Annotated in this window: 22 protein-coding genes; 14 read left to right on the top strand and 8 right to left on the bottom strand. The window is 46.5% G+C overall.

The window, feature by feature from the left end:
- The first annotated feature begins 110 nt into the window (after nucleotides 1–110).
- On the top strand, nucleotides 111–1178 hold the full coding sequence (prf1, locus tag GWK48_RS08375) for a peptide chain release factor aRF-1 (RefSeq protein WP_174631327.1): 1068 nt from the start codon (nucleotides 111–113) through the stop codon (nucleotides 1176–1178).
- 3 nt (nucleotides 1179–1181) lie between these two features.
- Here prf1 and GWK48_RS08370 read toward each other — a convergent pair whose 3' ends face one another.
- Nucleotides 1182–1802 (bottom strand): phosphoribosyltransferase, encoded by a 621-nt coding sequence (locus GWK48_RS08370; protein WP_174631325.1) that lies wholly within the window; start codon nucleotides 1800–1802, stop codon nucleotides 1182–1184.
- 660 nt (nucleotides 1803–2462) lie between these two features.
- Complete coding sequence (locus GWK48_RS08365; protein ID WP_174631323.1) at nucleotides 2463–2864, bottom strand: rhodanese-like domain-containing protein; 402 nt, start codon at nucleotides 2862–2864, stop codon at nucleotides 2463–2465.
- Nucleotides 2865–3080: 216 nt separating this feature from the next.
- Between GWK48_RS08365 and GWK48_RS08360 the strand changes: the two genes are divergently transcribed.
- Nucleotides 3081–4430, top strand: coding sequence for a SelD-related putative sulfur metabolism protein (locus GWK48_RS08360; protein WP_246263941.1), 1350 nt, complete (start codon nucleotides 3081–3083; stop codon nucleotides 4428–4430).
- Here GWK48_RS08360 and cutA read toward each other — a convergent pair.
- Nucleotides 4405–6597, bottom strand: a complete 2193-nt coding sequence (gene cutA, locus GWK48_RS08355; RefSeq protein WP_174631319.1) for a glyceraldehyde dehydrogenase subunit alpha — start codon at nucleotides 6595–6597, stop codon at nucleotides 4405–4407. The two genes, GWK48_RS08360 and cutA, sit on opposite strands and share 26 nt — an antisense overlap.
- Nucleotides 6598–6913: 316 nt before the next feature.
- Here cutA and GWK48_RS08350 point away from each other — a divergent pair, with 316 nt between their 5' ends.
- The 3 genes from GWK48_RS08350 to GWK48_RS08340 all read left to right on the top strand — a co-directional run bounded on the left by GWK48_RS08350 (nucleotide 6914) and on the right by GWK48_RS08340 (nucleotide 9674).
- Nucleotides 6914–7663, top strand: a complete 750-nt coding sequence (locus tag GWK48_RS08350; RefSeq protein ID WP_174631317.1) for a class I SAM-dependent methyltransferase — start codon at nucleotides 6914–6916, stop codon at nucleotides 7661–7663.
- 111 nt (nucleotides 7664–7774) lie between these two features.
- Nucleotides 7775–9019, top strand: coding sequence for a hypothetical protein (locus GWK48_RS08345; RefSeq protein WP_246263783.1), 1245 nt, complete (start codon nucleotides 7775–7777; stop codon nucleotides 9017–9019).
- A 7-nt stretch (nucleotides 9020–9026) separates the two neighbouring features.
- Nucleotides 9027–9674, top strand: coding sequence for a chlorite dismutase family protein (locus GWK48_RS08340; protein WP_425487502.1), 648 nt, complete (start codon nucleotides 9027–9029; stop codon nucleotides 9672–9674).
- Here GWK48_RS08340 and GWK48_RS08335 read toward each other — a convergent pair.
- Entirely contained in the window at nucleotides 9646–10155 is a 510-nt protein-coding gene (locus GWK48_RS08335) for an NUDIX hydrolase (RefSeq protein WP_174631314.1), read from the bottom strand. The two genes, GWK48_RS08340 and GWK48_RS08335, sit on opposite strands and share 29 nt — an antisense overlap.
- A complete protein-coding gene (locus GWK48_RS08330; protein ID WP_174631312.1) occupies nucleotides 10152–10754 on the bottom strand; it encodes a hypothetical protein in 603 nt (200 codons plus the stop codon). Before GWK48_RS08330 ends, GWK48_RS08335 begins: the two co-directional genes overlap by 4 nt.
- A 55-nt stretch (nucleotides 10755–10809) precedes the next feature.
- On the opposite strand from GWK48_RS08330, the gene GWK48_RS08325 reads away from it, so the two are divergent.
- The 6 genes from GWK48_RS08325 (at nucleotide 10810) to GWK48_RS08300 (ending at nucleotide 16121) form a co-directional block, all read left to right on the top strand.
- Nucleotides 10810–11028 carry a hypothetical protein gene (locus GWK48_RS08325; RefSeq protein WP_174631310.1) on the top strand — a complete coding sequence of 73 codons (219 nt, stop codon included), beginning with the start codon at nucleotides 10810–10812 and terminating at the stop codon, nucleotides 11026–11028.
- A 73-nt stretch (nucleotides 11029–11101) separates the two neighbouring features.
- On the top strand, nucleotides 11102–11653 hold the full coding sequence (msrA, locus tag GWK48_RS08320) for a peptide-methionine (S)-S-oxide reductase MsrA (protein ID WP_174631308.1): 552 nt from the start codon (nucleotides 11102–11104) through the stop codon (nucleotides 11651–11653).
- A gap of 143 nt (nucleotides 11654–11796) precedes the next feature.
- Complete coding sequence (gene ilvD, locus GWK48_RS08315; protein WP_174631306.1) at nucleotides 11797–13470, top strand: dihydroxy-acid dehydratase; 1674 nt, start codon at nucleotides 11797–11799, stop codon at nucleotides 13468–13470.
- Between the two features lie 163 nt (nucleotides 13471–13633).
- Nucleotides 13634–14152, top strand: coding sequence for a hypothetical protein (locus GWK48_RS08310; RefSeq protein WP_174631304.1), 519 nt, complete (start codon nucleotides 13634–13636; stop codon nucleotides 14150–14152).
- 65 nt (nucleotides 14153–14217) lie between these two features.
- Nucleotides 14218–15291, top strand: a complete 1074-nt coding sequence (gene asd / locus GWK48_RS08305) for an aspartate-semialdehyde dehydrogenase (RefSeq protein WP_174631302.1) — start codon at nucleotides 14218–14220, stop codon at nucleotides 15289–15291.
- 47 nt (nucleotides 15292–15338) lie between these two features.
- The gene (locus GWK48_RS08300; RefSeq protein WP_174631301.1) at nucleotides 15339–16121 is read left to right on the top strand and encodes a hypothetical protein; all 783 of its coding nucleotides are present in this window, start codon (nucleotides 15339–15341) and stop codon (nucleotides 16119–16121) included.
- A 93-nt stretch (nucleotides 16122–16214) separates the two neighbouring features.
- Here the strand turns inward: GWK48_RS08300 and GWK48_RS08295 are convergent, their stop codons facing one another.
- A complete protein-coding gene (locus GWK48_RS08295) occupies nucleotides 16215–17063 on the bottom strand; it encodes a hypothetical protein (protein ID WP_174631299.1) in 849 nt (282 codons plus the stop codon).
- Nucleotides 17064–17732: 669 nt separating this feature from the next.
- Between GWK48_RS08295 and GWK48_RS08290 the strand changes: the two genes are divergently transcribed.
- From GWK48_RS08290 to GWK48_RS08280, 3 genes are all read left to right on the top strand, one after another.
- Nucleotides 17733–18203: a hypothetical protein gene (locus tag GWK48_RS08290; RefSeq protein WP_174631297.1), complete on the top strand. Its 471-nt coding sequence runs from the start codon at nucleotides 17733–17735 to the stop codon at nucleotides 18201–18203.
- Nucleotides 18204–18542, top strand: a complete 339-nt coding sequence (locus GWK48_RS08285; RefSeq protein WP_217451746.1) for a zinc ribbon domain-containing protein — start codon at nucleotides 18204–18206, stop codon at nucleotides 18540–18542.
- Nucleotides 18543–18756: 214 nt separating this feature from the next.
- Nucleotides 18757–21093, top strand: coding sequence for a M1 family metallopeptidase (locus tag GWK48_RS08280; protein WP_174631295.1), 2337 nt, complete (start codon nucleotides 18757–18759; stop codon nucleotides 21091–21093).
- Here GWK48_RS08280 and GWK48_RS08275 read toward each other — a convergent pair.
- Together GWK48_RS08275 and leuS are read right to left on the bottom strand one after the other, a co-directional pair.
- Nucleotides 21068–21775, bottom strand: a complete 708-nt coding sequence (locus tag GWK48_RS08275; RefSeq protein WP_174631293.1) for a hypothetical protein — start codon at nucleotides 21773–21775, stop codon at nucleotides 21068–21070. The two genes, GWK48_RS08280 and GWK48_RS08275, sit on opposite strands and share 26 nt — an antisense overlap.
- 9 nt (nucleotides 21776–21784) lie before the next feature.
- Nucleotides 21785–24604 (bottom strand): leucine--tRNA ligase, encoded by a 2820-nt coding sequence (gene leuS / locus GWK48_RS08270; RefSeq protein WP_174631291.1) that lies wholly within the window; start codon nucleotides 24602–24604, stop codon nucleotides 21785–21787.
- Nucleotides 24605–24620 lie beyond the last annotated feature (16 nt).

Genomic DNA, 24620 nt, shown 5'->3' with positions numbered 1-24620 from the left:
GTGGTTTTGTTTGACTAACCGCGTTGAAGTCAGTTTTATATATGTAGCGGAAGGAAAGTAGTATTGATCAGGGATGAGTCTTTGACAAGTACCTCTTAAGTAGACAAGAGTTGAAAGTCCTTCTCAGGGAGCTAAAAAAGTGGAGTGCTCCTGCGACTGTCCTACTTTCGCTCTACATACCTCCCAACAGGCCGGTGTCAGACGTCGTCAACATGCTGAGACAGGAGGCTTCCATATCCCAAAACATTAAGTTGAAGAGGACTAGGGACGCGGTGGAGTCAGCCATAACATCAGCCATAGACAGACTAGTTACGCTTAACAAGGTTCCAGAGAACGGTCTAGTTCTCTTTTGTGGGGAGAACTTCGACAACGGAGACTTCAGGTGTTACATGTTCACTCCACCGGAGAAGGTCAACGTATACTTTTACAGGACTGATAAACAGTTCCACACGGAGTTCCTGGAGGACATGGTCGAAGTCTCTGAGATCTACGGTTTGCTTATTGTGGAGAGAGACCAAGGAACCATTGGGGTACTGAGGGGCTCTAGAATTGAGGTACTTGAAGAGATGGAGGGTTACGTCCCAGGGAAGCATATGATGGGAGGACAGAGCCAAAGAAGAATTGATAGAATAATAGAAGAGCTCTATCACGACTTTCTCAAGTCCTTTGGAGAGAAGGTAAACAACTATCTCCTTCCGTATCTGGAAGGGGGTAAACTGAAGGGTATACTGCTGGGCGGTCCAGGCTATGCCAAGAAGGACTTCTATGATTCAGATTACATAGACTATAGGCTGAAGAAGTTGATAATGCTTCCCCTCGTGGATATAGGTTACCAAGGGGAGGCTGGGCTCAGGGAGATGGTGATGAAATCCAAGGACCAACTAAAGAATCAGAAGTACATAGAGGTGGAGGACCTAATAGAGGAACTGAAGTTCCACCTAGCTAAGGACGACGGTTTGGTCATTTATGGAAAGGAGGAAATCCTGAAGGCTTTACAAATGGGAGCTGTGGATAGACTTATCATATTTGATGACGGGAACCCTGAGAACGAGAAGCTGATGCAGGAGGCTGAAAAATACGGTACCACAGTTTACCTTGTTGGGGATGAGATCCCAGAGGCTGAGTGGGTTAGGAAGACCTTCAATGGAATGATAGGGAAGTTGAGGTACAAAGTCTAGTTATTAAAAGATTTTTCTTCTCCTCATCTCCTCTAGAATCTTCACCAGCGGGACGGGCGGATCCACCCCGTAGTCTTCCCTAAAACGCTCCTTTAGTACTTCAAGGTCCTTTGATTTTTTCTCATCGATTATTTTCCTAACCAGGTTGATCTCGTCCTCCCAATAATTCCAGGGATACATGAACCAAGCCCATTCCGTGATCTCCTGCGCGTAATAGTCCGGGACAAATTTAGAGGACGTCTTTATGTGTTGTAACGTAGCAGTTTTCATTGAGTATGGAGAGAAGTTCTCTTTAACGTAACTGCTGGTCAATATTAGACTGTCTCCCGTGTCCGTTATGTCGTCAATTATTAGAACCTTCTTGTCGTTTAGGTCTACCTTATAAGGATACTTTATCCTCGCCTCGGTTGTGTGGTTTGCTGTCGTAATCCAGTGTTCGACCTTAAGAGAGAGGACGTCAACTACACCAAGAGAGTCTGCTAACAATCTGGCAGGAACCAAACCTCCTCTAGCGACAGCAATTATAACGTCCGGAGAGTAGCTGTTCTTTATTATCTCGCTTAACTTTTCAGCTAAGACTACAATGTCCTCCCAAGTGACTACCTTCACGGGAATTTTAGGCAACTTTCAGTAAACCCCTTTTCCCTTCTTTTTGATTCCTTAATCAAGTTTACGGTCTAAGCGAAATAGGAGGAAAAGCCGTGATAAGCAGTTTCAGTGGGAGAATTAAGTTTATGTAACTCCATATTGATATCTTACACGACAGAAAAGGTCTTACCCCAGATGTGGGTATGTGTCCCGAAAGGGAGTAAGATAACTTGAGATGTGAGGGTTTCCCACTTAGGTGGTATCCCATCTAGGTGGGTTGGGGTTACCCACTAATGGGGCGGAGGAGGATAAAGGAAGACCCGCTCGACCCCCGTGACAAGGGTTGAGGGTTGATATCAAGCATGAGACCCGATGAAACCCAAACTCCTCTCTGACATGATGAACCTTACGTAGCGGTTTATGGTAGAAACTGACCTATCCTCCCATCATACTTCCCTCACCAATCTTACAACTGGAACGTTGAAGAGAAGTACTAAGTCGAGGGTCACGGTTAAAGGACGATGCGTTAAGTTATAGGATGAGGCAGGGTGATGAGTCTGACTTTCCCCAGCTCTAAAGAGGAACGCATTCGTCAATTATAAAACCCAAATATTTTTATGGGATTTTTCAAATAAACTCCGAACTTTTGCCAAAATGTATCGTATTGGAAAAATTTAGCGCACTTATCTGGGGGTATTACTTCAATTTTTCATCAAGCCATTGTTCCCATTTTGTCCCATTTTCGTCCATCCCGCTTTCCACTTCGTACCCCATCGACATCCAACCCACCATTCCTCCTATCATGTAGATTGACCTTTTCTTGTATAGATGAGGCATCCCGTAAGTAGCGTATCGGGCCCTATTGCCGTGTTCGCAAACCACAGCAACTTCCTTGTCGCTGAAGTACTCTGAGAGGACTTCCAGATAATCCATTGGTATTAGGACGGATCCTGGTATGTGGTGTTCAATATACTCTTGCGGAGTCCTTATGTCTAAAATCATGATCTTATTTCCTTTCCACAGTTTTCTAACCATAGATGGAGGGAGATCTACTATATTTTTGTAGAAAGGTGTGGAGTACTGCTCTATTATCTGCATATGTTCTTATCGTAAAGAGTGGTTTAAATATTTACTTTCAAAAGAGATCTAATACCTATTCTCTGAACAATATATGAAATTATATTAAATGTTTTTATATGAAGAATTCATATTAAAGGCAACTTTTTAAAACTGAAAATCAATGTGTTAAGTAGATGGTTAAGATTGGCTGACTTATTTGAGAGATTCAGAGAAAACCTTTCAAAGTACAAGAAAATGGGTCTTAATCCTCTCTCTCTTGCAACAGGATGCGCTGTCAAGGTCGACCTAATAGATACAGTCTACCCTGCGTTGGAGAAACTGAGGGAAAAACTTCTCGAGAACAACATAGACGTAATGCCAAGGGAGGACGCTGACATCTTCGTGACCAGAAACCGCATCGAGGTTAAACGAGTGATAAACGGAGGGGAATTCGACGCTGATAGGGCAGTGAGCCTAATACAGGTAAATCAGGAAACTGCGGGAAATCCGGAGAAGTTCGCTAACTTTCTACTTAGGATGTATACCTCAGTGAAGACCAAAAGGAGGCTGGTAGTGGGCAAGGGTCACTCAATTGTGACCACAAACCCTAAGGCTGAGGTGGCTGTTCTAGACCTATTTAAACTCGATGGAGAACCTTTGAAGTCCTACACCCTGGCCAACAACGATACCATTCAGATAGTGGATCCTCTAGATGACCCGGGGTCCCAAATGCAGGTTGACGTAGGGGTATCAAACTCCCTCAACGACCTGTTCACCAAGGGAGCCTTCAGCGATTTAAAAATGATTCCTGTGGCAGACGCCCCCGACCCAGAGTTAAAGGAGAGGTTACTCAAGAACTTCGAAAGCTTCGGGAAGAGGTACAACGTGGAGCTAATTCCCGAGGTTCAGCCAGACACCAAGACCCTCCTGATAGGTGCCACAGTTATAGGTAAGTCCGACCACGAACTCCCCACGTATTACGATAAGGTCGACGAAACTATGGAGATCCTTGTGACCAGACCCGTAGGTGAGCTTACCCCGATAAACGTACACATGTGGTTACTTACGGTCCCAGAGCTTCTGGAGACCATGGAGGAGAGGGGTATAACCCTTCAGAGGGTCGAGGAGGCCAAGAAGAGGGCCTTGGACTACATGACTAAGCCCAACTTCGCTACGGCTAAGACGATTTACCACCACCTTCCTGAGTTCGGCAAACAGTTCGACCCTCAATCTCACGTAGCAATGACAACTGACGTTACAGGACCGGGGATATTCGTAGTGAAGGAATTTGCTGAGAAGGCTTCTGCGGATGTGGAGCTCTACGACGTTCCGGTCATTGATAAGGAGATAAGCGAGTTTGCCACAGAGAACTTCATCATTCCTAACTCCACTGCAGGGACCAACGGAGCCATAGTTATTTTCGCTTCGAGGAAAGTGATAGATGACGTTGCTCAGTCGCTGAGCAGAGAGGGCCTTGAGCCGAGAGTTATTGGTAGAGTACTGAGAAGAGGTAGCGGAGTCGTTTACGTCAAAAAAGACGTTTGCAAGTTGATCCATAGAGAGAACATTCTCAAGTACTTTAAGGTAAAAGACTCTCAGGTCTAATCGGGAGTCTATGTAGTTTTTTGCTCACTGCCTTCTCTGCTGCCCTTATGAGTGCAGGGGGAGTCCCGATAGTAGCACCTTCTCCTATACCCTTTGCGGGGAGAGGAGCGTTGGACTTTCCCTCCTCTAGGTAGTCCCACCTCATGCTAAAGGCCTCAACTGCTGTGGGAATAGCGTAATCGGAGAAGTTGCCTGTGAGTAAGTTACCGAACTGAGTGTAAGACACTTCCTCTAAGATCGTCTCACCAAACCCTTGAATTATACCTCCCCTAACCTGTCCTTCAGCCAGGAGCGGGTTTACTACTAGACCTATATCGTCAATTGCATAGTAGTCCAACACCCTGGGCTTTCCATCCACTATCTCTACCATTACGACGTGGCTCCCGTAGGGATAGGTGTAGTTATCAAGTCCGAAGTAGGCTGTACCTTCCAGTCCTGGTTCCTCCCTGTATCTCCAAATTCCCCCTAGGCTGGACATAGACTTGGAGGCTATCTCCTTCAAGGTCATGAACTTCCCTGTCTTCAGATTGGTTACCTTTCCCTGCTCATACCTCAATTCCTGAACGTCGCTTCTCAGAAACTGTGAGGCTAGCTTCAGGGCCTTCTCCTTAACTTTCCTTGACGCCAGGAGGGCGGCATTTCCTGCAAGGGTAAGACTCCTGCTCCCGTAGGTCCCATAACCCTCACCTATCATGGAAGTGTCACCCCATCTGACCTCGACGTCCCTCATGTCAACGCCCAATTCCTCAGCCACTATTTGGGCCACGCCTGTAGCTGTCCCCTGGCCGTGGGGAGCCGCACCGATGATCACTGTGACCTTACCGTCGCCTCTTACTCTGACTGATGCGCTTTCCCATGGACCGAAGTTGTTCTGCTCTAGGTAAAAATCGAAGCCCACTCCCACCTGTCTTCCAGCGCTTCTTAGCTCCTCAGCCTTAGCTACCATTTCCCTATAGACCTTCTCCGCCCTCTCAAGTAGGCTGAGGTAATTTCCGGAGTCATATAGAAGACCGAACGGGTTCTTGTAGGGAACCTCCCTGATCAAGTTCTTTTTCCTAAGTTCCACAGGGTCCATCCCAAGCTCGTCAGCCAGCGAGTCCATAATCCTCTCTATTACAAACGACGCCTCCGGTCTTCCAGCCCCTCTGTACTGGTCCAGTGGGGTCTTATTGGTGTACACTCCGTAGACCATGACCTTTACATCTCTGACAGAGTACGGACCTGGTAGCATGGTTGCCGCTATGTCCGCCAAGTAGGTACCATGACTGGCAGCTCCAAGATCGATGAAGAGATCGTCCATAATTCCCATCAACGTTCCGTCCTTCTTAGCTCCAGCCTTAACTTTGTGTACCTGTCCTCTAGCGTGGTAAGTGGACCTCATATCCTCGCTCCTAGTTGATATCCACTTGATCGGTCTTCTTAGCCTCAAGGACGCATGTACCGTGATGTAGTCCTCAGGGTATGGGAAAAGTTTGGATCCAAAAGCCCCGCCCACGTCAGGTTGGACTACCCTTATGTCCTGGATTTGGTCGGAAAAGGCTTGAAGGAGGTATCTCCTCATGAAATGGGGGGACTGCGTTGGAGCATACACTGTCAAGGAGTTGGGCGAATAAACTACGAGCAGACCTCTTGTCTCCATTGCTGCTGGATATACCCTGGAAATCTCTAGGTCGAGCTCCACCACCTTATCTGATTTCTCAATGGCTTCTTCTGCGTTACCTGAGGAATAAGTCCTTGAATATACCAGGTTTTTTTGGTTTTCCACTGCGCTAATCTTCTCCTCGATCGCACTCACCGGATCTGTCACTGCAGGCAGTTCCTCATATTCCAACTGAACGCTCTCGAGTGCGTCGTAGGCAAGGTACCTATCCGTGGCAACTACTGCCGCGATTGGTTGTCCCTCGTAAAGGATCTCATCTGATGCCATGGGGAAATTCCTAGGCCTGTTCTCCACCTTGATGTTGAGACCGGAAAAGGCGTCCACTACTCCTTGAATTTTCAAGACGTCCGATAGGTCAACTCTCCTCAACTTGGCGTGGGCAACTTGACTCCTTAATATTGCAAGGTAGAGGGTTCCAGGAAGTTCAATATCATCAATGTACTGTCCTTTTCCGGAGATAAGTCTTTCATCCTCAATCCGTCTCACTCTTGAACCTACGTAGGTCATGGGTTAGTCATAGAATAAAATGGTTTTTAAAACTTAATTGCGACTATGGTAAGTTGCACAAGTTTCTTGAGTCTCTCGTTGAATTTACCCCTTAAAGGGGGAGTCGGTAGGGTCTTTTAATAAACTTTACGGTGACGTCATGGTATGTTTCACATGATAAAATCAAGAATAAAGAAGGTCATCCCGGAGACCCCATTCCCTGCTGTACTGAGTACCTTAAAGACGAGTAACGCTTCAGACCTCAGTGGAATTCTCTCAATACTGTGTGGTCAGAATTTCATATAGACATTTATTCTTAGGGACATCAAGATGGTCTATGTCCGCAGCAGGTGAGGAAGCAACTCTGAAGGTTTTCGAGTCTGATTTTTACATTAGCGAAATGACTAAGGTCTGGGACGAGGGTCAGAAGTGGTCTGAGTGGGTAAAGGAGCTGATCAAAAGGTTCAACCTAGGAAGGAGCGTATTAGACGTTCCGTGCGGCGTTGGAAGGGTAAGCTATTTCCTATCCAAGGAGGGCTTTAACGTCCTTGGAGTGGATATCTCGGACAGGATGATCTCCTTGGCTAGGAAGAACGTCCCTGACGTCAGCTTCCTGAAGGGGGATATGAGGAAGCTGGGAGATATAGTCGGGGGTCAGAAGTTTGACGTCGTTCTCAACCTCTTTAATAGCCTAGGATACTACAGCGAAGAGGAGGACCTTCAGATCTTATCCTCCCTGAGACAAGTCACAAAAGGAGTCGCAGTTATAAATCTTGATAACAGGGATTACGTTCTCTTCAATCTTCCGGATGTCAAGTATGCCTACATCCCACCATATATGGTAATTGATAACTCTAGATTTGATCCTATGACTTCTAGAGTCCAGGTGATTAGAAAATACGTGGACGGTAAGGGGAACGAAGTTGGATCCATCGAGTACAGTCAGAGGTTCTACAGCCTCCATGAAATGGTTAACATGGTCAAAAAGGCTGGATTTGAGGTCTTGGGAGTGTTCTCGGGTTATTCATGGAAAAACTTCGAAATAGTGGATCCTGAGATGACGCTTATCCTATCTCCCTCAACTTAAGGTAAGTGCGGCGGAGCTAAGTTTAACTAGCTCGACATCCCTTGGACCGAAAGCTTGTGGAAAGGTTTTTGTACTTATGAAACTAGATTATACTGGATCAAGGTAGGGAAATTGAGTATTTTGCAAGTGATTTCAGATTCGAGAGTCCCTAAAGTTACTTGCTCCCTAGTGGATAGCTCAGGGTCAGAGAGAGACATACTGACCATATCATTACAAGATAATGGCATTCACGTCCATAAAACCTTGGAGAAGGAAGACCACTACATCATACCTCCCATACCCCAGATCGGTTCCCTAATAAAGGAGGTCATAGAGGAGGTTGCTGAGGAGTTGAACGCCAAGGCAATTGTCTTCAGGTATGGGGAGGAGAGCAGGGAAGAGGTGGACGACTTAATCCTAAGCGAGGCTTGGTACGACCTCGAGAGGTTGGCCTTAGCTGCCTCTAAACACGCTGCCTTATCTGGGGATTTTGAGACAAAAGTTATACTTGGAATCGTCAAGTTTTCAGCCTCAGTTTACGCTGCCACCGCAATAAGGAAAGAGGACACTTTCCCCCTCTTTCAAATATTCATGGATTCTTCCTCTGGAGTGCCCCTCATTAAGGTATACAACGAGTTGGGTCAACTGGTGGAGGAGAGAAGGGAGAGCGTAGACGACTTTGAAACTTACGTTAAGGACATGGTCTCCTCTGAGGACGTTGCTGTGGTTTACGGTGACTCGGAGGTCGGATTTCCTTCACCCAAGGAAATTACGTTGGAGGATGGCTCGCGGTATTACGTAGGGGTAATCTTCAAGTACTTTCTAGGCTTCTTCCCGTCCTCCTCGGTCAAGGAAGTCTCCAGTAGGAGACTGTTGGTCAAGAACAAGGGTAAGCTCGTGAGGACCTTGAGGGCTCTTCTATATGTCGAGAAATTAGGAAAGGATGAGGGAGTGGAGATCGTTATGAGCAGTCACGCCATCCCGTTGAATTTACTTCCAGAAGAGTTGAACAGGTTAACGAACAGGGTTACCAGATCCCTGAAGAAGAGAGGTTTATCCTACGACTTGAAGGAGGTTCTAGAAGACCCTTACGTAGAGGAACTGCGAAACTACAGACCTGAATATGGGTCAGGCGAGGTCTACTTGGGGATAAGGGTTATACCAGTTGGTTTCGTCATAGTAACCAAGAGTAAGGAGGAGTTTGAGCAGGTGACGTCTAGGATAGCCAATGGACCGACCAACGACGGAGCGGAAATCCTTGACGAGCTCGTGAAAAAGTCAGTGTCAGGTTACTTCATAGGTTACTTGATGAGCCTGAAGGAAGCTTTAATTATATACTCTGATATTACTTCGGAGTTGATGAAGGGTGACAAATGAAGTCTTTATGCAAGTGTTGTCGATAAAATTCTTGCCTAGCTGGTGGGCTCTAAGCAAGGGGCAGAGGTCTAGGATCATCGGGATGGCCAAGGAGGTGGAAAAAGACACCGAAAAGGATGTAATATCGTTGAAGAGATACGCGTCCCTGAACAGACCCTCCTCCCTGGTTTACTGGTTATCTAGTGACCATACAACCCCTCTAGTTAAATTTAGGTCCTCCCTACTCTCCTCATTATCGGGCTACGCTGAGGAGGACGTTTTACTGCTCTCAGTGTTTAGGCCTTCCCCCTACGTTAAGGGTAGCTTCGACCCCAGGAGCGTCCTTAAGTCGCCCCCAATGAAGTATTTTGTGGCATACCCAATGAAAAAGGACGTGAGCTGGTACCTGTTACCCTTCAAGGAGAGGGAGGAAATAATGGCGGAACATATAAAGATGGCGAAGGAGCATCCAGCCAATAATGGGATAAAGTCCTACACAACCTACTCCTTTGGGGTTGCTGATTACGAGTTCGTAGTGATCTATGAGATGTCCTCACTACCAGAGTGGATAGAGGTTGTGGAGAGCCTTAGGGAAGCTAAGGCCAGGAAATGGATAACTAAGGAGGAACCTCTCATCACTGGAGAGCTCATGGATCCAGAATTCCTTTATTCATGAGATAATAGATGGCAATTAAGGTCTTTCCATCCTCTATTTCCCCCTTGTCAAGGAGATTCTTGACCTCTGTGAACTTCAAGGGTATTACTTGAATTACCTCATATTCCTCAGGCTTTGCCCCAACGTACTTCAGACCATGAGCCAAATATAGGTGCATTAGTTCAGTTGTTATCCCTGGAGATGGGTAGAACCTCAAGATCTCCCTTAGATCCTCTGCCTCGTACCCAGTCTCCTCCACGAGCTCTCTCTTAGCCGTCGATAACGGGTCTTCCTCTTCTTCCACCGATCCTGCTGGTAGCTCATATATCCATTTTCCTATTACTGGTCTGTATTGGCGTATGAGAATTAACTTGTCCTCAAGTATGGGTATGATCACTGCGGAGCCCCTATGTTTCACGTACTCCAATTCCCTCTCTTTCCCGTTTGGGAGACCCACTTTGTCCACGTGTACTTCGAACTTCTTCCCGGAGAAAACTTTCATGATACACCAGAGGTGCGAGATTTTAAGTATCTTTCTACTCTTTGGTGGAGGCTCTCCCAGTCTATCTTAAAAATAAACACTCCAAGAACGAGGAACACTACGGATGATATTATGCCGATATTCACAGGGCTTACGTTTATAACCTTGCTTATCTGGACTATTCCCTCTACCTCGATGCCGATCTCAAGTATGCTTTTCAGTATTTTAGAGATCACGGCGACCTCCAGCATCTTGAACAGGGAAGTTTTACCTGCCCCTCCCATGAGGAACACAACATCGTCTAAGGGTAGGAACGGAATTATGGACGTCACGAACAGAATGAGATAGAAGGACCTCCCTTTAGCTACTCTGTGGAAATACATGACGTTCTTGTTGTGTTTTAGCCTCGAGCCAACTCCAAAGCCCACCCCATACATTACAGACTTGGCCGTGGAAGCGCCAATGCCTGAGACTAATACCACTTCAACGAAGTTTACTATCGAAACTCCAAATTTCAGGAGAAATGTTGTCGCGATTAAGGTGTATGGTGCTCCGAAGAACGGTGTCGCGTTTGAGATGAAGGAAATGGCGAATATCAATAGGAGGTAGTACAGATCCATCGTATAACATGGAGATGTCTCCTTTAATTAGTTATCCGGAACAAGGATGTCACTAATGAAATTAATTATCCCGATGGAACGAGACATGTATGGTTTGAAACTTATTGCCATAAATGTAGACAGAGAACCTGTCATGGACTTTAGGGATGAAGTAATTGGAGATAAGGAGAAGAGACTAATGATTGAGCTCAAGGGTCCATATAAGGGGGGAGAACACACCTTAGAGCTGTTACTTGAGAAAGGAGTTTATAGGAAGTACACCTTTAAAGTCTGATCCTCTGAGTCCGTAAAATTGATTTGATCTTTTTTCTATATCCTTAAATACGTAACCTTTTATAGTTACTGAAATGTACGAGGTCGCTACCCTTGGGGGTGGATGTTTCTGGTGCACTGAGGCTGTGTTTTCCAGGCTAAAGGGAGTCATTAAGGTAGTTCCAGGGTACTCAGGTGGCTGGGTTCCAAACCCCACGTACGAGGAGGTGTGCTCGGATAATACAGGTCACGCAGAGGTTGTTCAAATAACTTATGATCCTGCCGTGATATCCTACAGGACATTATTGGAGGTATTTTTCGAGATTCATGACCCCACAACACCGAACAGGCAGGGAAACGACGTTGGGAGCCAGTACAGATCCATAATTCTCTATCATAATGAGGAGCAGAGGAAAATAGCGGAAGAGGTAATACAGGAGCTAACCCAGAGCAGAAAGTTCAGGGATCCCATCGTAACCGAGGTGGTCCCATTCAAGGCTTTCTACGAGGCAGAGGAGTACCACCATAACTTTTACGATAGGAATAGGTATTATCCCTACTGTAGGGTTATAATAAGCCCTAAGGTAAGGAAGCTGATGAGTCACTTCGCTCCCCTAGTGAAAGAGGGAGCCAGGGTAGATGCGTGACAAAACGACTAGACTTGCCCTTTATGACTGGAGGATGTGAGCTTTGTCATACCTCAATAATGGGTTTGCTATGACTATATCAATAATGATAGAAACACAACAAACAGCAATAAGTTAAATTACTTTAACACCATCTCCCTCATATGTCTTTAAAATCTAGGTCAAACAAGACTTACGGAGGTTACGAGAAGGCACCTAATAGGGCTTTTTTGAAGGCAATGGGACTAACCGACGAGGATATTTCAAAACCTTTGGTAGGTGTAGCCGTAGCCTGGAATGAGGCAGGGCCGTGCAACATCCACCTCCTAGGCATGTCCCAGGTAGTAAAGGAAGGGATCAGGGAAGCTGGAGGAACTCCCAGAACCTTCACGACACCTGTTGTGATAGACGGTATAGCCATGGGAAGCGAAGGAATGAAGTACTCCCTTGTGAGCAGGGAGGTTATAGCTAACACGGTGGAGCTAACAGTTAACGCTCACGGTTATGACGGTTTCGTTGCTCTGGGGGGATGTGACAAAACTCAGCCAGGGCTCATGATGTCAATGGCCAGGCTCAACATACCCTCAGTTTACATGTACGGGGGAACAACTCTCCCTGGGAGCTTCAGAGGGAAGGAGATCGCTATCGGGGACGTGTACGAGGCAGTAGGATCCTTCTCTGCAGGCAAGATTACCGCTGATGATTTGAGACTAATGGAGGACGAAGCGGTGCCCGGACCTGGGGCTTGCGGTGGACTTTATACAGCCAACACCATGGCGATGCTATCCGAGGCTCTGGGTATAGCCTTACCAGGCAGCTCCGCACCGCCCGCCGTGAGCTCTGATAGGGTAAAGTTCGCCAAGGAGACTGGAAAGGCATTGATGAAGGTCTTGGAGTTAGGACTGAAGCCTAGGGACGTTTTAACCTTTGAGGCCTTTGAAAACGGTATAGCTGTCCTGATGGCATCAGGTGGATCAACCAACGCTGTCCTACACCTTCTAGCCATTGCCCATGAGGCTGGTGTTTCCTTGTCCCTTGACGACTTCGATAGGATCAGCAGGAAGGTACCTGAGATAGTTAATATGAAACCTGGTGGAGACTACGTTATGGCAGACCTATACAAGGTCGGCGGTACTCCAGTAATACTTAGGAAACTCCTCAACGCCGGCTTGATCCATGGAGAAGTAATGACAGTGACCGGTAAGACAATGGCGCAAAACATCTCTGAGATGAAGTTCCCTGATGTCAAGCATGACCACGTAGTAAGGGAATTGTCTAATCCGTTCACCCCAGCTGGAGGGATCAGGATCCTAAAGGGCTCATTGGCTCCGGAGGGTGCTGTGGTGAAGATATCGGCATCAAAGATAAAGTACCACAAGGGTACGGCAGTCGTATTCAACTCTGAAGAGGAGGCCTTTAAGAGCGTCATAGAGAGGAAGATAAAGGAGGGAGACGTAGTGGTCATAAGGTATGAGGGACCTAAGGGAGGGCCGGGAATGAGGGAAATGTTGGCTGTGACAAGCGCCATAGTAGGTCAGGGACTTGGAGAGAAAGTGGCCTTAGTTACGGACGGTAGGTTCTCTGGAGCGACCAGGGGCCTCATGGTAGGTCATGTCGCACCGGAGGCCGCTGCGGGTGGACCCATAGCCCTTATCAAGGACGGAGATACAATTGTTATTGACGGGGAAAAAGGTAGAATAGACGTACTAGTCGAGGAGGAAGAGATGAAGGCTAGGGCAAAGGCTTGGACCCCTCCAGAGCCAAGGTATAAAAGCGGTTTGCTTTCCCAGTATTCCAAGCTTGTTACTTCGTCCTCAAGAGGGGCAGTTCTAGTGTAACTTCTCTAAAGTGGAGATTCCTGAGCACAAAAGCCCTTTTTATGGGAACCTGGAGAGGATCCTTTTTCCCTCTGGTTTGCAAAGGAGGTGAAGGGAGTAGCTGTGAAGATTGAAGTTTTGTCCTTTGGGAAATCCTTTTTTGTTTAGGAATTAAGAGTATGATATGGACATAGGCAGAATAAAGCTCTACTTCATTATTCTTATTGTAAATATTACGTTGCTTTTCGTAATAGCCTCACTGCCCTCATCACCCCAGGTGGGGCAACAGATAGTGAACTCCCTCAACTCTACGGTATCGCCTTCTGAGGGCCTCGTGGGGATGGGGACTTCCATAGCTGGGCATAACTTCTTTCTTTCTCTCTTCATGTCGCTCCCGTTCCTTGGGATTCCGGCTGGACTTTTCATTTTGGGCGACACTGGGTACGCATTTGCGTCCATAGGATCCTTTGAAGGAGTGCCAGGGATCTCTCTTCCAACGGTAGAGGCGTTCCTACCTTTCTTTTGGATGGAATTCGTGTCATACACAGCCATGATGACTGAGAGTTATTACATGACAAAGGCAATCCTAAACGGAAACTGGAGGAAAGAGGTTTACAATTACGCCATAGTTGTGGGACTAGTGGCTGTAACCCTCACTGTGAGCGGATTTGTGGAAGCATTTTTTATTTCTATAGGAGCTTAAAGTGTAGAGCTTATACGGTTAAAGTAAGTTTATATTCTACTATTGCATATATGGTATTGATACTTATGAGGAGAACCTTAAAGGCGGCCATATTGGGAGCCACCGGTTTGGTGGGAATAGAATATGTAAGAATGTTAGCTGACCACCCTTACATTAAACCGGCCTACCTTGCGGGTAAGGGGTCTGTGGGTAAACCTTACGGGGAGATAGTAAGGTGGCAGACGACAGGTAATATACCCAAGGATATTGCCAATCAGGAGGTGAAACCGACTGAACCGAAGATGATGGACGACGTAGACATTGTGTTCTCCCCTCTACCGCAGGGCGCTGCGGGACCTGTGGAGGAGCAGTTCGCGAAGCTCGGATTTCATGTTGTAAGCAACTCCCCAGACCATAGGTTTGACATGGACGTTCCCATGATAATCCCTGAGGTGAACCCACATACCGTGACCCTCATAGATGAGCAGAGGAAAAAGAGGGACTGGAAGGGATTCATTGTAACCACTCCCCTGTGCACAGCTCAGGGCGCTGCGATACCATTGACGCCTATCTACCAGAATTTCAAGATGAGCGGGGTAATGATAACCACCATGCAGTCGCTCTCTGGTGCAGGGTACCCTGGGATAGCCTCTCTAGACATAGTGGACAACGCTCTACCCTTAGGTGATGGATATGACGCCAAGACCGTTAAGGAAATTACAAGAATCCTTAGCGAGGTCAAGAGGAACGTTGAAGATCCGAAGGTAAGCGAGCTGACCTTGGACGCTACAACCCATAGGATAGGTACAATTCACGGTCACTATGAGGTAGCCTACGTCAGCTTCAAGGAGGACACTGACGTTCATAAGGTAATGGACGCCATGGATGAGTTCAAGGGAGAACCTCAGGCTCTTAAGTTGCCCACTGCGCCAGACAAGCCCATCATAATTACCACTCAGGACGCCAGGCCACAGGTGTACTTCGATAGGTGGGCAGGCAATCCTCCAGGGATGAGTATTGTTGTAGGTAGGCTCAAGCAGGTCAACTCCAGAACCATAAGGTTCGTATCCCTAATTCACAATACAGTCAGGGGTGCAGCTGGAGGCGGTATCCTGACTGCAGAACTTCTTGTGGAGAAGGGATACGTCGACAAGAGGTAAGACACTCTTTTTAAACTGGACCATCTCTTTTTTCATAAGACGGTAATTTGGATTTTATAGAGTTAGCTATAAAGGCAGGGATAGACAGGGAGAAGTCCATTTCAGTATACAGGAGACTTAACGGCGGTTATTACATGAGTATATACTACGCTAGGACCCCAATAATGTATAAGATCGCGGACTGGCCTCAGCAGTACTTGAGGGCTAAGAAGCACTTCCCACTATTGAGCCAAAGGCATTATAACGAGGCTGTTAACCTTCTAGTGACCCTGGACGTAGTCTCCATTTTGGGGGCTTCATCAGTGATTCTCAATAAACCTCTACAGGTCCAAATGGTGAGGGAAGAAGTAGAGAATGTGTTCAAAATAATAAAGGAAGATTCCTTGAACTCTTCGATCCACAGCTATCCAGAAAAGGAAGACATCAAGATAACCCAAGACTTCTTTCCATTTATCAGCGACCTTGTCAGAAAAAGAGAGGAAGATTCCAAGAGAGACCTCACTGACGCCCTCAACGACATGGCCTATGAGAGCGAGACTATGTTGGAGATGAAGAGAACTACCCCTTGGGCTAAGACTGTAACTAGATCTGACTCTTTGAAGGCTCTAGGACTGTCTGGAAAGATGGACAATTTCCTTATAGAGAAGGAACTGGAGATCCTAATACTGGCGGCTGAGAGAACAAAATGTTTGGACAAGGTCTTAACTGAGATGGGAATAATGGAGGGCCTAAAACTTATAAAAGAGAAAGGTCAGGGCATCGATCCTGAGCTAAGCGCAGAGATCACGAGGATAAAGGAGATTATTGCCTCAGTGTCTAACTACATTTGACCTGAGTCTTCAAGTAAGTGAAACACTTCCACAAGAAGGCTAGAGACGTCTTAGAGGACTCTGCAAAAAAAGTGAATTGTAATCCCGCATTACCTAGACTTTTTCTATGATATATTGGAAAGCCTGGAAGTAGGGTGATGGTTGGGACTGGATTAATACGACGTACTTCCCGTTTAATCCTACGTTGTAGTAAACTTGCCCAAACGTACCGTTAACTGAGATGTTGAAGTACTTGATCCCGCCAAGACTTCCATTAACCGCGAGTTTGGATGCAGTAGAGTACAGATAATTATACAAGACGGTAGAGTTATCCCCCTTAAGGACGTTTATCCCCACAGATTCTCCTCCAAGTGTGCTAGAATTCAATAGATACTCGGAGTACTGGGTGAAGTTTCCCTGAGGCGAGGTAATATTAGTTTGAACGTACTCGACAACAGGTAAGGTTGAAGAGTTCGGGTACATGAAAGAAGGAATAGTAATCTCAATACCATTGCCAGATGAGAGGACGGACTTCTCCAGGCTAAGCAAGTTAGTGAGGACCTGCGAGGATACGTTACCTGTCGAATTGACCAAGATCAGATAGTGACCCAACACTGCGTGGGGAATAGTCTGATTTCCGTTCGGAGTCCCAGAGTAGTGAACTACAGTGATGGATATTACTGAATTGTTATTATTGTTCTGTTCCAGAAACTCTTGGTAAACCGAGTCAGCGTTGGGATATAATCCGCTCACTAGGGAAGGAGAGACCACTTCTCCTAGCGACACTATTTTCCAGCCAGGTTGAGTGGACTGAACCTGCACTTCGGTCGGAAAGTATGGTCCAGCGGAGGACTGGGTTAAGGTTAAACTTGATCCACTCCCAGATCTGTAATGGATTACAAGGACTGATGCAACGACGATAACGAGGATTACAGCTATTAACGCTACTTGAAATGTTTTCATTGTAAACCTAGCTTCAACAGTTTATAAAAACTCTTTGGCAATACCAAATAAGACGTAATACTCCACGCCTTATTGGGACTTGATACTCCAGGATGGTTACCACACCTAGTACTCTTCCAATATTCAATGAGACTTCGGAGGGAAGAGACAAAGGCTTTCCAATCCTTGTCCGATTCCTGTGACCTTAGTCTCCGCTTGTGGGAAGTTGACTCAAAGTATAAGCATAAGTACAGAAGCTCAGATGATACCGTTTCAAGAGGAGTCTTCCTTTGGAGAATTTTAACTTAAGAATTCACAAAAGGTAGAGGAAGCTTCGCCCTTTAGGGTGGAGTTGTGAAAGATTTTAACCCCTTTTTCATTCGTCCATTTATGGGTAGAGGGGGTAAAAAGAGTGGGAAAGAAATAGGAGCTACGGTTTCGATGAGGGTTTCCCCATCGCCCCCTGCTCAGCCTTGTTTCAGACTGTTAAAATACACACAAGGGTACTTATGAGACACTAAGGCAAAAGTTCAATCTACCCTCCAAGTTAGCTGTAGACTGATATAGAGACGCCATAGCAGAGTACAAGTCATGTTAAACAACCCTAAACGCGGTAGGCCTAGTGTCCGCAACGTCTTTATATGACTAACCCCAGTACAGTCATACTCCGTCGACTCCAACAAGATGATCGTGAGGATAGCAAGAGTCGGTGTGTTACTAATACTAGGTTATCCAAGGAACTTTTCTGGGTACAAGGACTGGGAAGTGAGGGAGGCTAGGCTGTTGCTGAGGGATGGAAAGGTATTTCTGAAGGTCTCATTCCTCAAGGGATGGAAGGAACCAGAAGTTAAGGAAGGTCTCGCCGTAGACGTGAACATGGCTGAGGTAGTTGTAGGTAAGGACGACGAAAAGTGCTTTAGGATACCAACACGTTTGGAGGACGCCCACCACTACAAGTCACTAGCTGAGTCATTACAGAAGAAGTACGAGAAGAGGTGGAAGGAGAACGAGAGGATCCTTAGCAGGATAAGGTCGTACCACAAGAAGGCTAGAGACGTATTAGAGGACTCAGCAAGGAAGGTCGGGGAGTGGGTCGTAAAGGTCACCAACTCGCTTAACGCCTCATCCTCCTTCTTAGAGGACTTAAACAACCTCATCTAGGTGAAGGACCTACCATCTAAGCTCAGGGATAAACTCTACCTCATGCATTACCGTAGGCTTCAGTACTGGGTTGAGCGGCAAACTAAAAAACACGGACTTGAGGTAGTCTACGTTGACCCACACTACTCCTCTACTTCATGTCCTAAATGCGGTAAAGAGGTGGAGGAAGTAGCCCATAGGTACTTCCGCTGTCCGTGTGGTTATGAGGACCACCGCGACGTCATCTCAGTCATGAACTTGTATAGGAGTCCTCTTCCCTCTCGACTACCCCCACATGAGAGATATAGCCCCGAGCCGATGAGGGGAACCCCCGTCATTGCGGGGAGGAAGTCAGATTGATTTACATTACCGACCTATCCATGCAGTTTGGCGCTGGTAAAGCCCCTTAGATCTGTGTCCAAGCTAACTTTCCTCCGCAACTAAGGCAAATAGCCGATACACATCCCCTTAAGGTTTTATGTGGCGTATTCGATGAAGCGTTGATCCTATCGTTTAGGTAACCTTGACAAAATTTACAATAATCTTTTTATGCCTGGTTCATGTCGCTGATAACATGAAGATAAACTACTATGATATATTTTTGGACTTCAACTTTAAGGAGTTAACATATCAGGGGCATGAAATTATAAATATTGAAACCGACCAGGATCTAGAGCTGGACGCTGTTGACCTTAAAATTGACAATGTGACATTGGACGGGAAAAAAGTAAGGTATGAGGTAGCTAATAACAAGGTAAAGGTTAACACTGGAAGCTATCGTGGTAACCTGGAGGTGGACTTTAGGGGGAAAGTCAAGGATTCCCTAGTAGGGATCTATAGAGCACCTTACAACGGGTCATATGTCATTTCTACGCAGTTTGAATCAAGCCACGCCAGAGAGTTCATACCTTGCGTGGACCATCCTTCCTATAAGGCTAAGTTTAAGTTATCTGTAACAGTTGAAAGGGAACTTCAGGTAATATCCAACATGGACGTAGAGAGGGTGGAAGAGAAAGGAGATAAGGTAACCTACATCTTCAAGGAAACTCCACCAATGTCAACTTACCTTCTCTATCTCGGTATCGGAAACTTCGAAGAGCTGAAAATCAACAACACTCCAGAAATCATTGTGGCCACCGTACCCGGGAAGATCTCCAAAGGAAAGGTACCTGGGGAGATGGCCAAGAAGTTCATTGCTGCCTATGAAGATTACTTCGGAATAAAGTACATATTACCCAAGGTCCACCTGATAGCAGTCCCAGAGTTCGCTTTCGGAGCTATGGAGAACTGGGGAGCTATCACATTTAGGGAGACGGCTTTACTGGCGGATGAGAAGTCAGGCTTCTCAAACATTAGGAGGGTAGCAGAGGTCGTAGCCCATGAACTCGCCCACCAGTGGTTTGGGGACTTGGTTACCATGAAGTGGTGGAACGACCTTTGGTTAAATGAGAGCTTCGCGACCTTTATGAGTTACAAAATAATTGATTCCCTTTACCCGGACTGGTATATGTGGGGGGAGTTCCTGATGGACGAGACTGGAGGTGCCTTACTGAAGGACTCCATTCCCACAACCCACCCAATTCAGGTCAAGGTAAACACAACAGAGGAGATAGAGCAGATTTTCGATGACATTAGTTACGGAAAGGGGGCTTCAATCCTGAGAATGATAGAGTCCTACATAGGAAAGGAGAACTTCAGGAGTGGGATCCATAACTATTTGACTAAGTTCAGCTTCTCCAACGCTGAGGGGAACGACCTTTGGTTGAGCTTAGAGGAGGCGTCAGGAAAACCAGTGTCCAAGATAATGTCGTACTGGGTTCTTAACGAGGGGTATCCAATGGTCGAAGTGGAGGCGAGGGGTTCTAGGATCTCCTTCAGGCAAGAACGATTCGGTATTTTGAACGTAAGGGACATGACTTATCCTATTCCCTTAACGTTCGAGATCAACGGTAAGAGGCAAGAGCTTCTCCTGGAGAGCGAGAGGATTGAGCTTGAGGCTGAGGACCTGAAGTCGCTCAAGGTAAACCTGGACAAGGCCGGATTTTACAGGGTCCTATATAAGGACCTAAACCCAGTTTTATCCAGTGACCTAAATCTAGAGGAGGAATGGGGACTTGCCAACGACTACTTCGCCTTCCTGATAGCCGGTAAAGTAGACTATAGCGACTACGAAAAGGTTGTGAGGCACCTCATGAACTCGGACAATCACCTTGTCGTCCTGGAGTTATCGGATCAGCTATCATTCCTGTACTCAATAAACCCTGAAAAGTATGGAAAAATATCCCTAGACTTTCATAGGCTTCAGACCCCTAAGTGGGCCAAAAGGGAGGACCCTATAGGCGTCAGAACGTTTTCTACTTTAGCGTCAAGCCTAGCCAAGATGGACGAAGGTTACGCAAGGGAGCTGTCGCTGAAATTTAGTCAGTACAACGAACTTGACGGTGACGTGAAGAGAGCAGTGGCAATTGCCTACTCCGTATCTCAGGGAGCTAAGGCTTTGGACACTTTACTTAAGATGTACAAGGAGTCCAAATTTGACGAAGAGAAGAACAGAATACTCACTGCATTACTGTCTATGAAGTCAGCCCATACTGTGGTCAACGTCCTAAGCATGGTTTTCACTGGGGAAATGAAGAAGCAGGATATCATAAGGTCACTACAGTACTCTCTCTTCTTCCCCTCAGTTAGAGAAGCTGTGTGGGAGTGGATAAAGATTCACATAAACAAGGTCGCTGAAATTTACAGTGGGACCGGGATATTTGGTAGGGTAATGTCAGACGTAATTCCTCTCCTAGGGGTGGGCAGGGAAGTAGAAGTGAGCGAGTTCTTCCAGAAGAACAAAATAAAGGGGGCTGAGAGGGGGATCCAGCAGGGCCTGGAGTTACTTAAGGCTGTTTCGAAGCTCGCTTAGACTGAATGTGGTCTACTATTTTCATAGCGTCGTCCCTAGATATGTCTGTCACAACGTGGTAACCCTTCTCTTTTCCTGTACTCAGCGGTGTTGAGGTTATCACAGCCTCATTATCCGACACTATGACCGTGAAGCTCACCTCGAATTCAATTTCGTCAATGTGTAGATGCTTTGACAGGCTCTCCCTTACCCCTTTATACTCGTCAGCTATTCTCTGTTTGTTTTCAAACTTAACCGTTATTTCCTGAGTACAGCTGCTTCTCTTCCTAAGCGAGAAGAAGGTGATACCAAAGAGAGCGGCGAGCCCAATCAAGATTGCCAGGAGTATTTCAGCGCCCTTAACTCCTCTTATCAAAAGGATGATCCAGATCGCCCCAATTACCGTCAATGTAATCCAAGGGATCCTACCATAAAGTTCTATCCTTTCAGATAGAGCCCGGATTTCCTGGGATATCTTCTCCTCTTCATCTTTCATATAGCCAGTGGCTTTATTTTCGAGCCATCTGGCCCAGTTTAGGTCACCTGTAATTAAAGTGACGTCAACTCCGCTCCCTGCCTTTCGCAGTAGGTCTTCCGCTATGAAGTCGCTGATCTTATCTGTAAGTAAGATCAACGTTTGGGAGGACGAATTTATCATACTTCTTATTCTTTCAAAGAGCTCTTGAGTCTCCAAAAGTTCCAAAAAATCACCCTAAATTATGACTATACCGGGCATCATGGGCAAGGCAGTGGACTTCTTCTCCTTAATGTCTGGAGCACTCGGATCGTCGGACCTGTAGACCTGGATCTCGTCGACGTCCAACCTTCTCATTAGGAAGTTAACGTTATCTGTAATTGTCTTAAACTCGTCCACAGGATATGTAGTTATAAATTCCCTTATTACCTTGGGTAAGGCCTGGATTCTCTCAACTAAAGTCTTAAGGTATTCTTCCCTTTGCCCGGTCATTGCACTCAACTCTCTGAAGTTCTTCCTTTCCTTGAGTCCTCTAAGTATTGCCCTCAATATACCCAACTCGTCGGAGTTGGAGACGTAGATAATCACCTTCTCGGGTTGCTTATTCGCCAACGAGGAGACTTGTCTAACCTGTTCAATTACATGCCTGATATACTCCAATTGTAGCATGGCTTCACCGTCAACTGGTAACTCCTCCGGAGATGGGTACCTCTCCGTAGAAACGTAGCTGTTGTTGAAGATGTGCCAAATCTCCTCTGCAATGTGTGGAGCACCAGGGGCTATGAGTCTAGACCACACTTCCACAGACTTCCTCAAGACTGACTTGTTTGGCGAATTTACCATACTGAGGTAATCTCTTATTATCTCGTATACATCGTATAAGATAACGTTAAACGCCGACCTAAGGTCTAGAGAATCCATGAGGTTGTTAACTTCCTCCACCTTATAATGAAGGATTGAAAGTAACCACTTCTCCGGGAGCCCTAGGGTCTCGTTATCCTTTAGCTTGGTAAGGTTCACCGCCAGGTCGTGAATTCTTCTCAGCTGTTCCGTAACGCTCTTAACCTGTTTTGGATCGAAGTCCGTATCTTCCTTCAGCTGGGATGACACGGTCAGGGCCAGCCTCACAGGATCAACGCCATATTCTTGGACAGCCTTGTACAGAGGGTATATATTCCTGAAGCTCTTGCTCATCTTTTTGCCTCCTACCCTTACAAAACCGTTCACCACGAGCTGTTTTGGGAGGTAATCCTCCCCGAATATGGCCAAGTGGTTATATATGAGGTAGGGTAGGTGGTTCTGAATGAGGTCCCTCCCACTGTGTCTGGAATCCAAGGGGTACCAGTAGGTAAACTCCTTCCTCAGTGAAGTGAGCTCCTCGTGGCTTAAACCTGTAGCCTTTTGGACTTCAGAGGGGTCTCCTCTTCCCAGAAGCACAAAATCCCAGAAGGCATCACTGAGCTTCTCTGGTTCAACGTTGAGCTGATGGGCTATTGTATAGAAAGCTGTGTAGATCGTTGAATCACTTAGGCTGTCCACGATCTGGGAGTCATCCCAAGGTAATCTAACTCCTAACCCTCTACTCCTGGAGCAGGCCCTCTTCCTCATTGAAAATACAGCCTTTGCCAAGTCTCTCTTGGTGTCCTCCGGTATTACGTTGACTCTCTCTAGGGCTTTCATTGTCCAGGACTTCCATAGCGGGTTATCATAGGCTATGTACCATTGGTTCCTTAACACCTTCACCACTATCTCTGTTCCGCATCTACAGTAGACAGGTCCATTTGCGATCTCGAATATAGAATCGTGTTTCCCTATGTTCCTGAGCAGTTCCACTGTAGCTTTCCTAGCCTCGGGCACCCTCTTACCGGCTATCCTTTCCTTAACGAAAGGCCTCATGAAGTCTGGAACTAGGTCCACAACGTCCTCTCTCACAGCGCCTTTATAGTACTCCTCCCTATACAGGGTGTCTATGTAGTCCTTGAGCTCAGCGGGGTTCTTGGTTCCTGCAGTAGCCAAAGCTTCAGGCCCAGGGAAATCGCCGTAACCTTCAGTTGTGATGACCGGTATCACTTCCACCTCATTCATCAACTCTGACAGACCAAGATAGTGAAGAGGCTCATGGGCAGGAACCGCCATTACGCACCCTGTACCCACCCCTGAGTCCACGTACTTGCTCCCGTAAACCTTAACCTCTTTACCTGTGATCGGGTTTTTTGCCTTCTTTCCTATCAGATCGCTCCCCTTGATCTCACTCTCCACAACGAGTTCCCTCTGATAGGATATTTTTTCAAAGGTGTCCTTGGATAATACCCACTTAGATCCCTTGACCACTACGTAATTGGCCTCTGGGTTTACCAGAATTGCCGTAGCTCCGAAAACCGTCTCAGGTCTGGCTGTCGCTGTTGGAAAAACCAGGTCCTCCCCCTCAAACTCAACAACGTCTATCTCCTGAATTTCAGGCTCAACGTCTCCCTTAGTGTCATGCATCCCTACGGGGAAGTTGTCGTTTGGACAAAAACCCACAGCGTCGGTCTCCGTGACAATGAATCCCTTCTCTCTCAATTTCCTAAACTGCCACTTCACGAACTGCTCAAAGCGTGGGTCAACAGTTGTGAACTCCCTCCTCCAATCGACGCTCAGTCCTAACGCCTTGGCCATTCTTTTCATGTCCTCCCTAAAGTACTCAGCCAACCTGTACGGGTCCTCAAATTCCTTAATCTTTTCCTCACTAATGTTGTAGAGGTTTATGAAGTCTGAGATAATGTCCTTATCTCCTCTCTTTATGGACTCTGCTATGGACAGGATTGGCGTACCGGTAAATTGAAAGGCGAAAGGGAACAGCACGTTCCTTCCCTTCATTCTTTGGTACCTGGCCACTATGTCTGCCGTGACGTAAGTCCTACCGTGACCTATGTGAAGTGGGCTGTTGGTGTATGGGAAGGCGACCGTGATGAAATACTTCTCCTTGTCTGATGGATTTGCGTCAAAGAGCTTGGCCTTCTCCCACTCCCTTTGCCATCTCTCAGCTACTTCGTTAAAGAATCCGGAGGAATCCATAATCACTATAAAAGTG

It is taken from the genome of Metallosphaera tengchongensis, from assembly GCF_013343295.1.
In the GTDB taxonomy this organism is placed as follows: Archaea; Thermoproteota; Thermoprotei_A; order Sulfolobales; family Sulfolobaceae; genus Metallosphaera; species Metallosphaera tengchongensis.
This window is presented reverse-complemented; position numbering and strand designations above follow the sequence as displayed.

Excerpts from the sequence above, each read along its gene's own strand:
- GWK48_RS08365 (WP_174631323.1), bottom strand. The coding sequence starts at position 2,864 with ATGCAGATAATAGAGCAGTACTCCACACCTTTCTACAAAAATATAGTA.
- GWK48_RS08360 (WP_246263941.1), top strand. The coding sequence starts at position 3,081 with ATGGGTCTTAATCCTCTCTCTCTTGCAACAGGATGCGCTGTCAAGGTC.
- cutA (WP_174631319.1), bottom strand. The coding sequence starts at position 6,597 with ATGACCTACGTAGGTTCAAGAGTGAGACGGATTGAGGATGAAAGACTT.
- GWK48_RS08350 (WP_174631317.1), top strand. The coding sequence starts at position 6,914 with ATGTCCGCAGCAGGTGAGGAAGCAACTCTGAAGGTTTTCGAGTCTGAT.
- GWK48_RS08340 (WP_425487502.1), top strand. The coding sequence starts at position 9,027 with ATGCAAGTGTTGTCGATAAAATTCTTGCCTAGCTGGTGGGCTCTAAGC.
- GWK48_RS08335 (WP_174631314.1), bottom strand. The coding sequence starts at position 10,155 with ATGAAAGTTTTCTCCGGGAAGAAGTTCGAAGTACACGTGGACAAAGTG.
- GWK48_RS08330 (WP_174631312.1), bottom strand. The coding sequence starts at position 10,754 with ATGGATCTGTACTACCTCCTATTGATATTCGCCATTTCCTTCATCTCA.
- GWK48_RS08325 (WP_174631310.1), top strand. The coding sequence starts at position 10,810 with ATGAAATTAATTATCCCGATGGAACGAGACATGTATGGTTTGAAACTT.
- msrA (WP_174631308.1), top strand. The coding sequence starts at position 11,102 with ATGTACGAGGTCGCTACCCTTGGGGGTGGATGTTTCTGGTGCACTGAG.
- ilvD (WP_174631306.1), top strand. The coding sequence starts at position 11,797 with ATGTCTTTAAAATCTAGGTCAAACAAGACTTACGGAGGTTACGAGAAG.
- GWK48_RS08310 (WP_174631304.1), top strand. The coding sequence starts at position 13,634 with ATGGACATAGGCAGAATAAAGCTCTACTTCATTATTCTTATTGTAAAT.
- asd (WP_174631302.1), top strand. The coding sequence starts at position 14,218 with ATGAGGAGAACCTTAAAGGCGGCCATATTGGGAGCCACCGGTTTGGTG.
- GWK48_RS08295 (WP_174631299.1), bottom strand. The coding sequence starts at position 17,063 with ATGAAAACATTTCAAGTAGCGTTAATAGCTGTAATCCTCGTTATCGTC.
- GWK48_RS08280 (WP_174631295.1), top strand. The coding sequence starts at position 18,757 with ATGAAGATAAACTACTATGATATATTTTTGGACTTCAACTTTAAGGAG.
- leuS (WP_174631291.1), bottom strand. The coding sequence starts at position 24,604 with ATGGATTCCTCCGGATTCTTTAACGAAGTAGCTGAGAGATGGCAAAGG.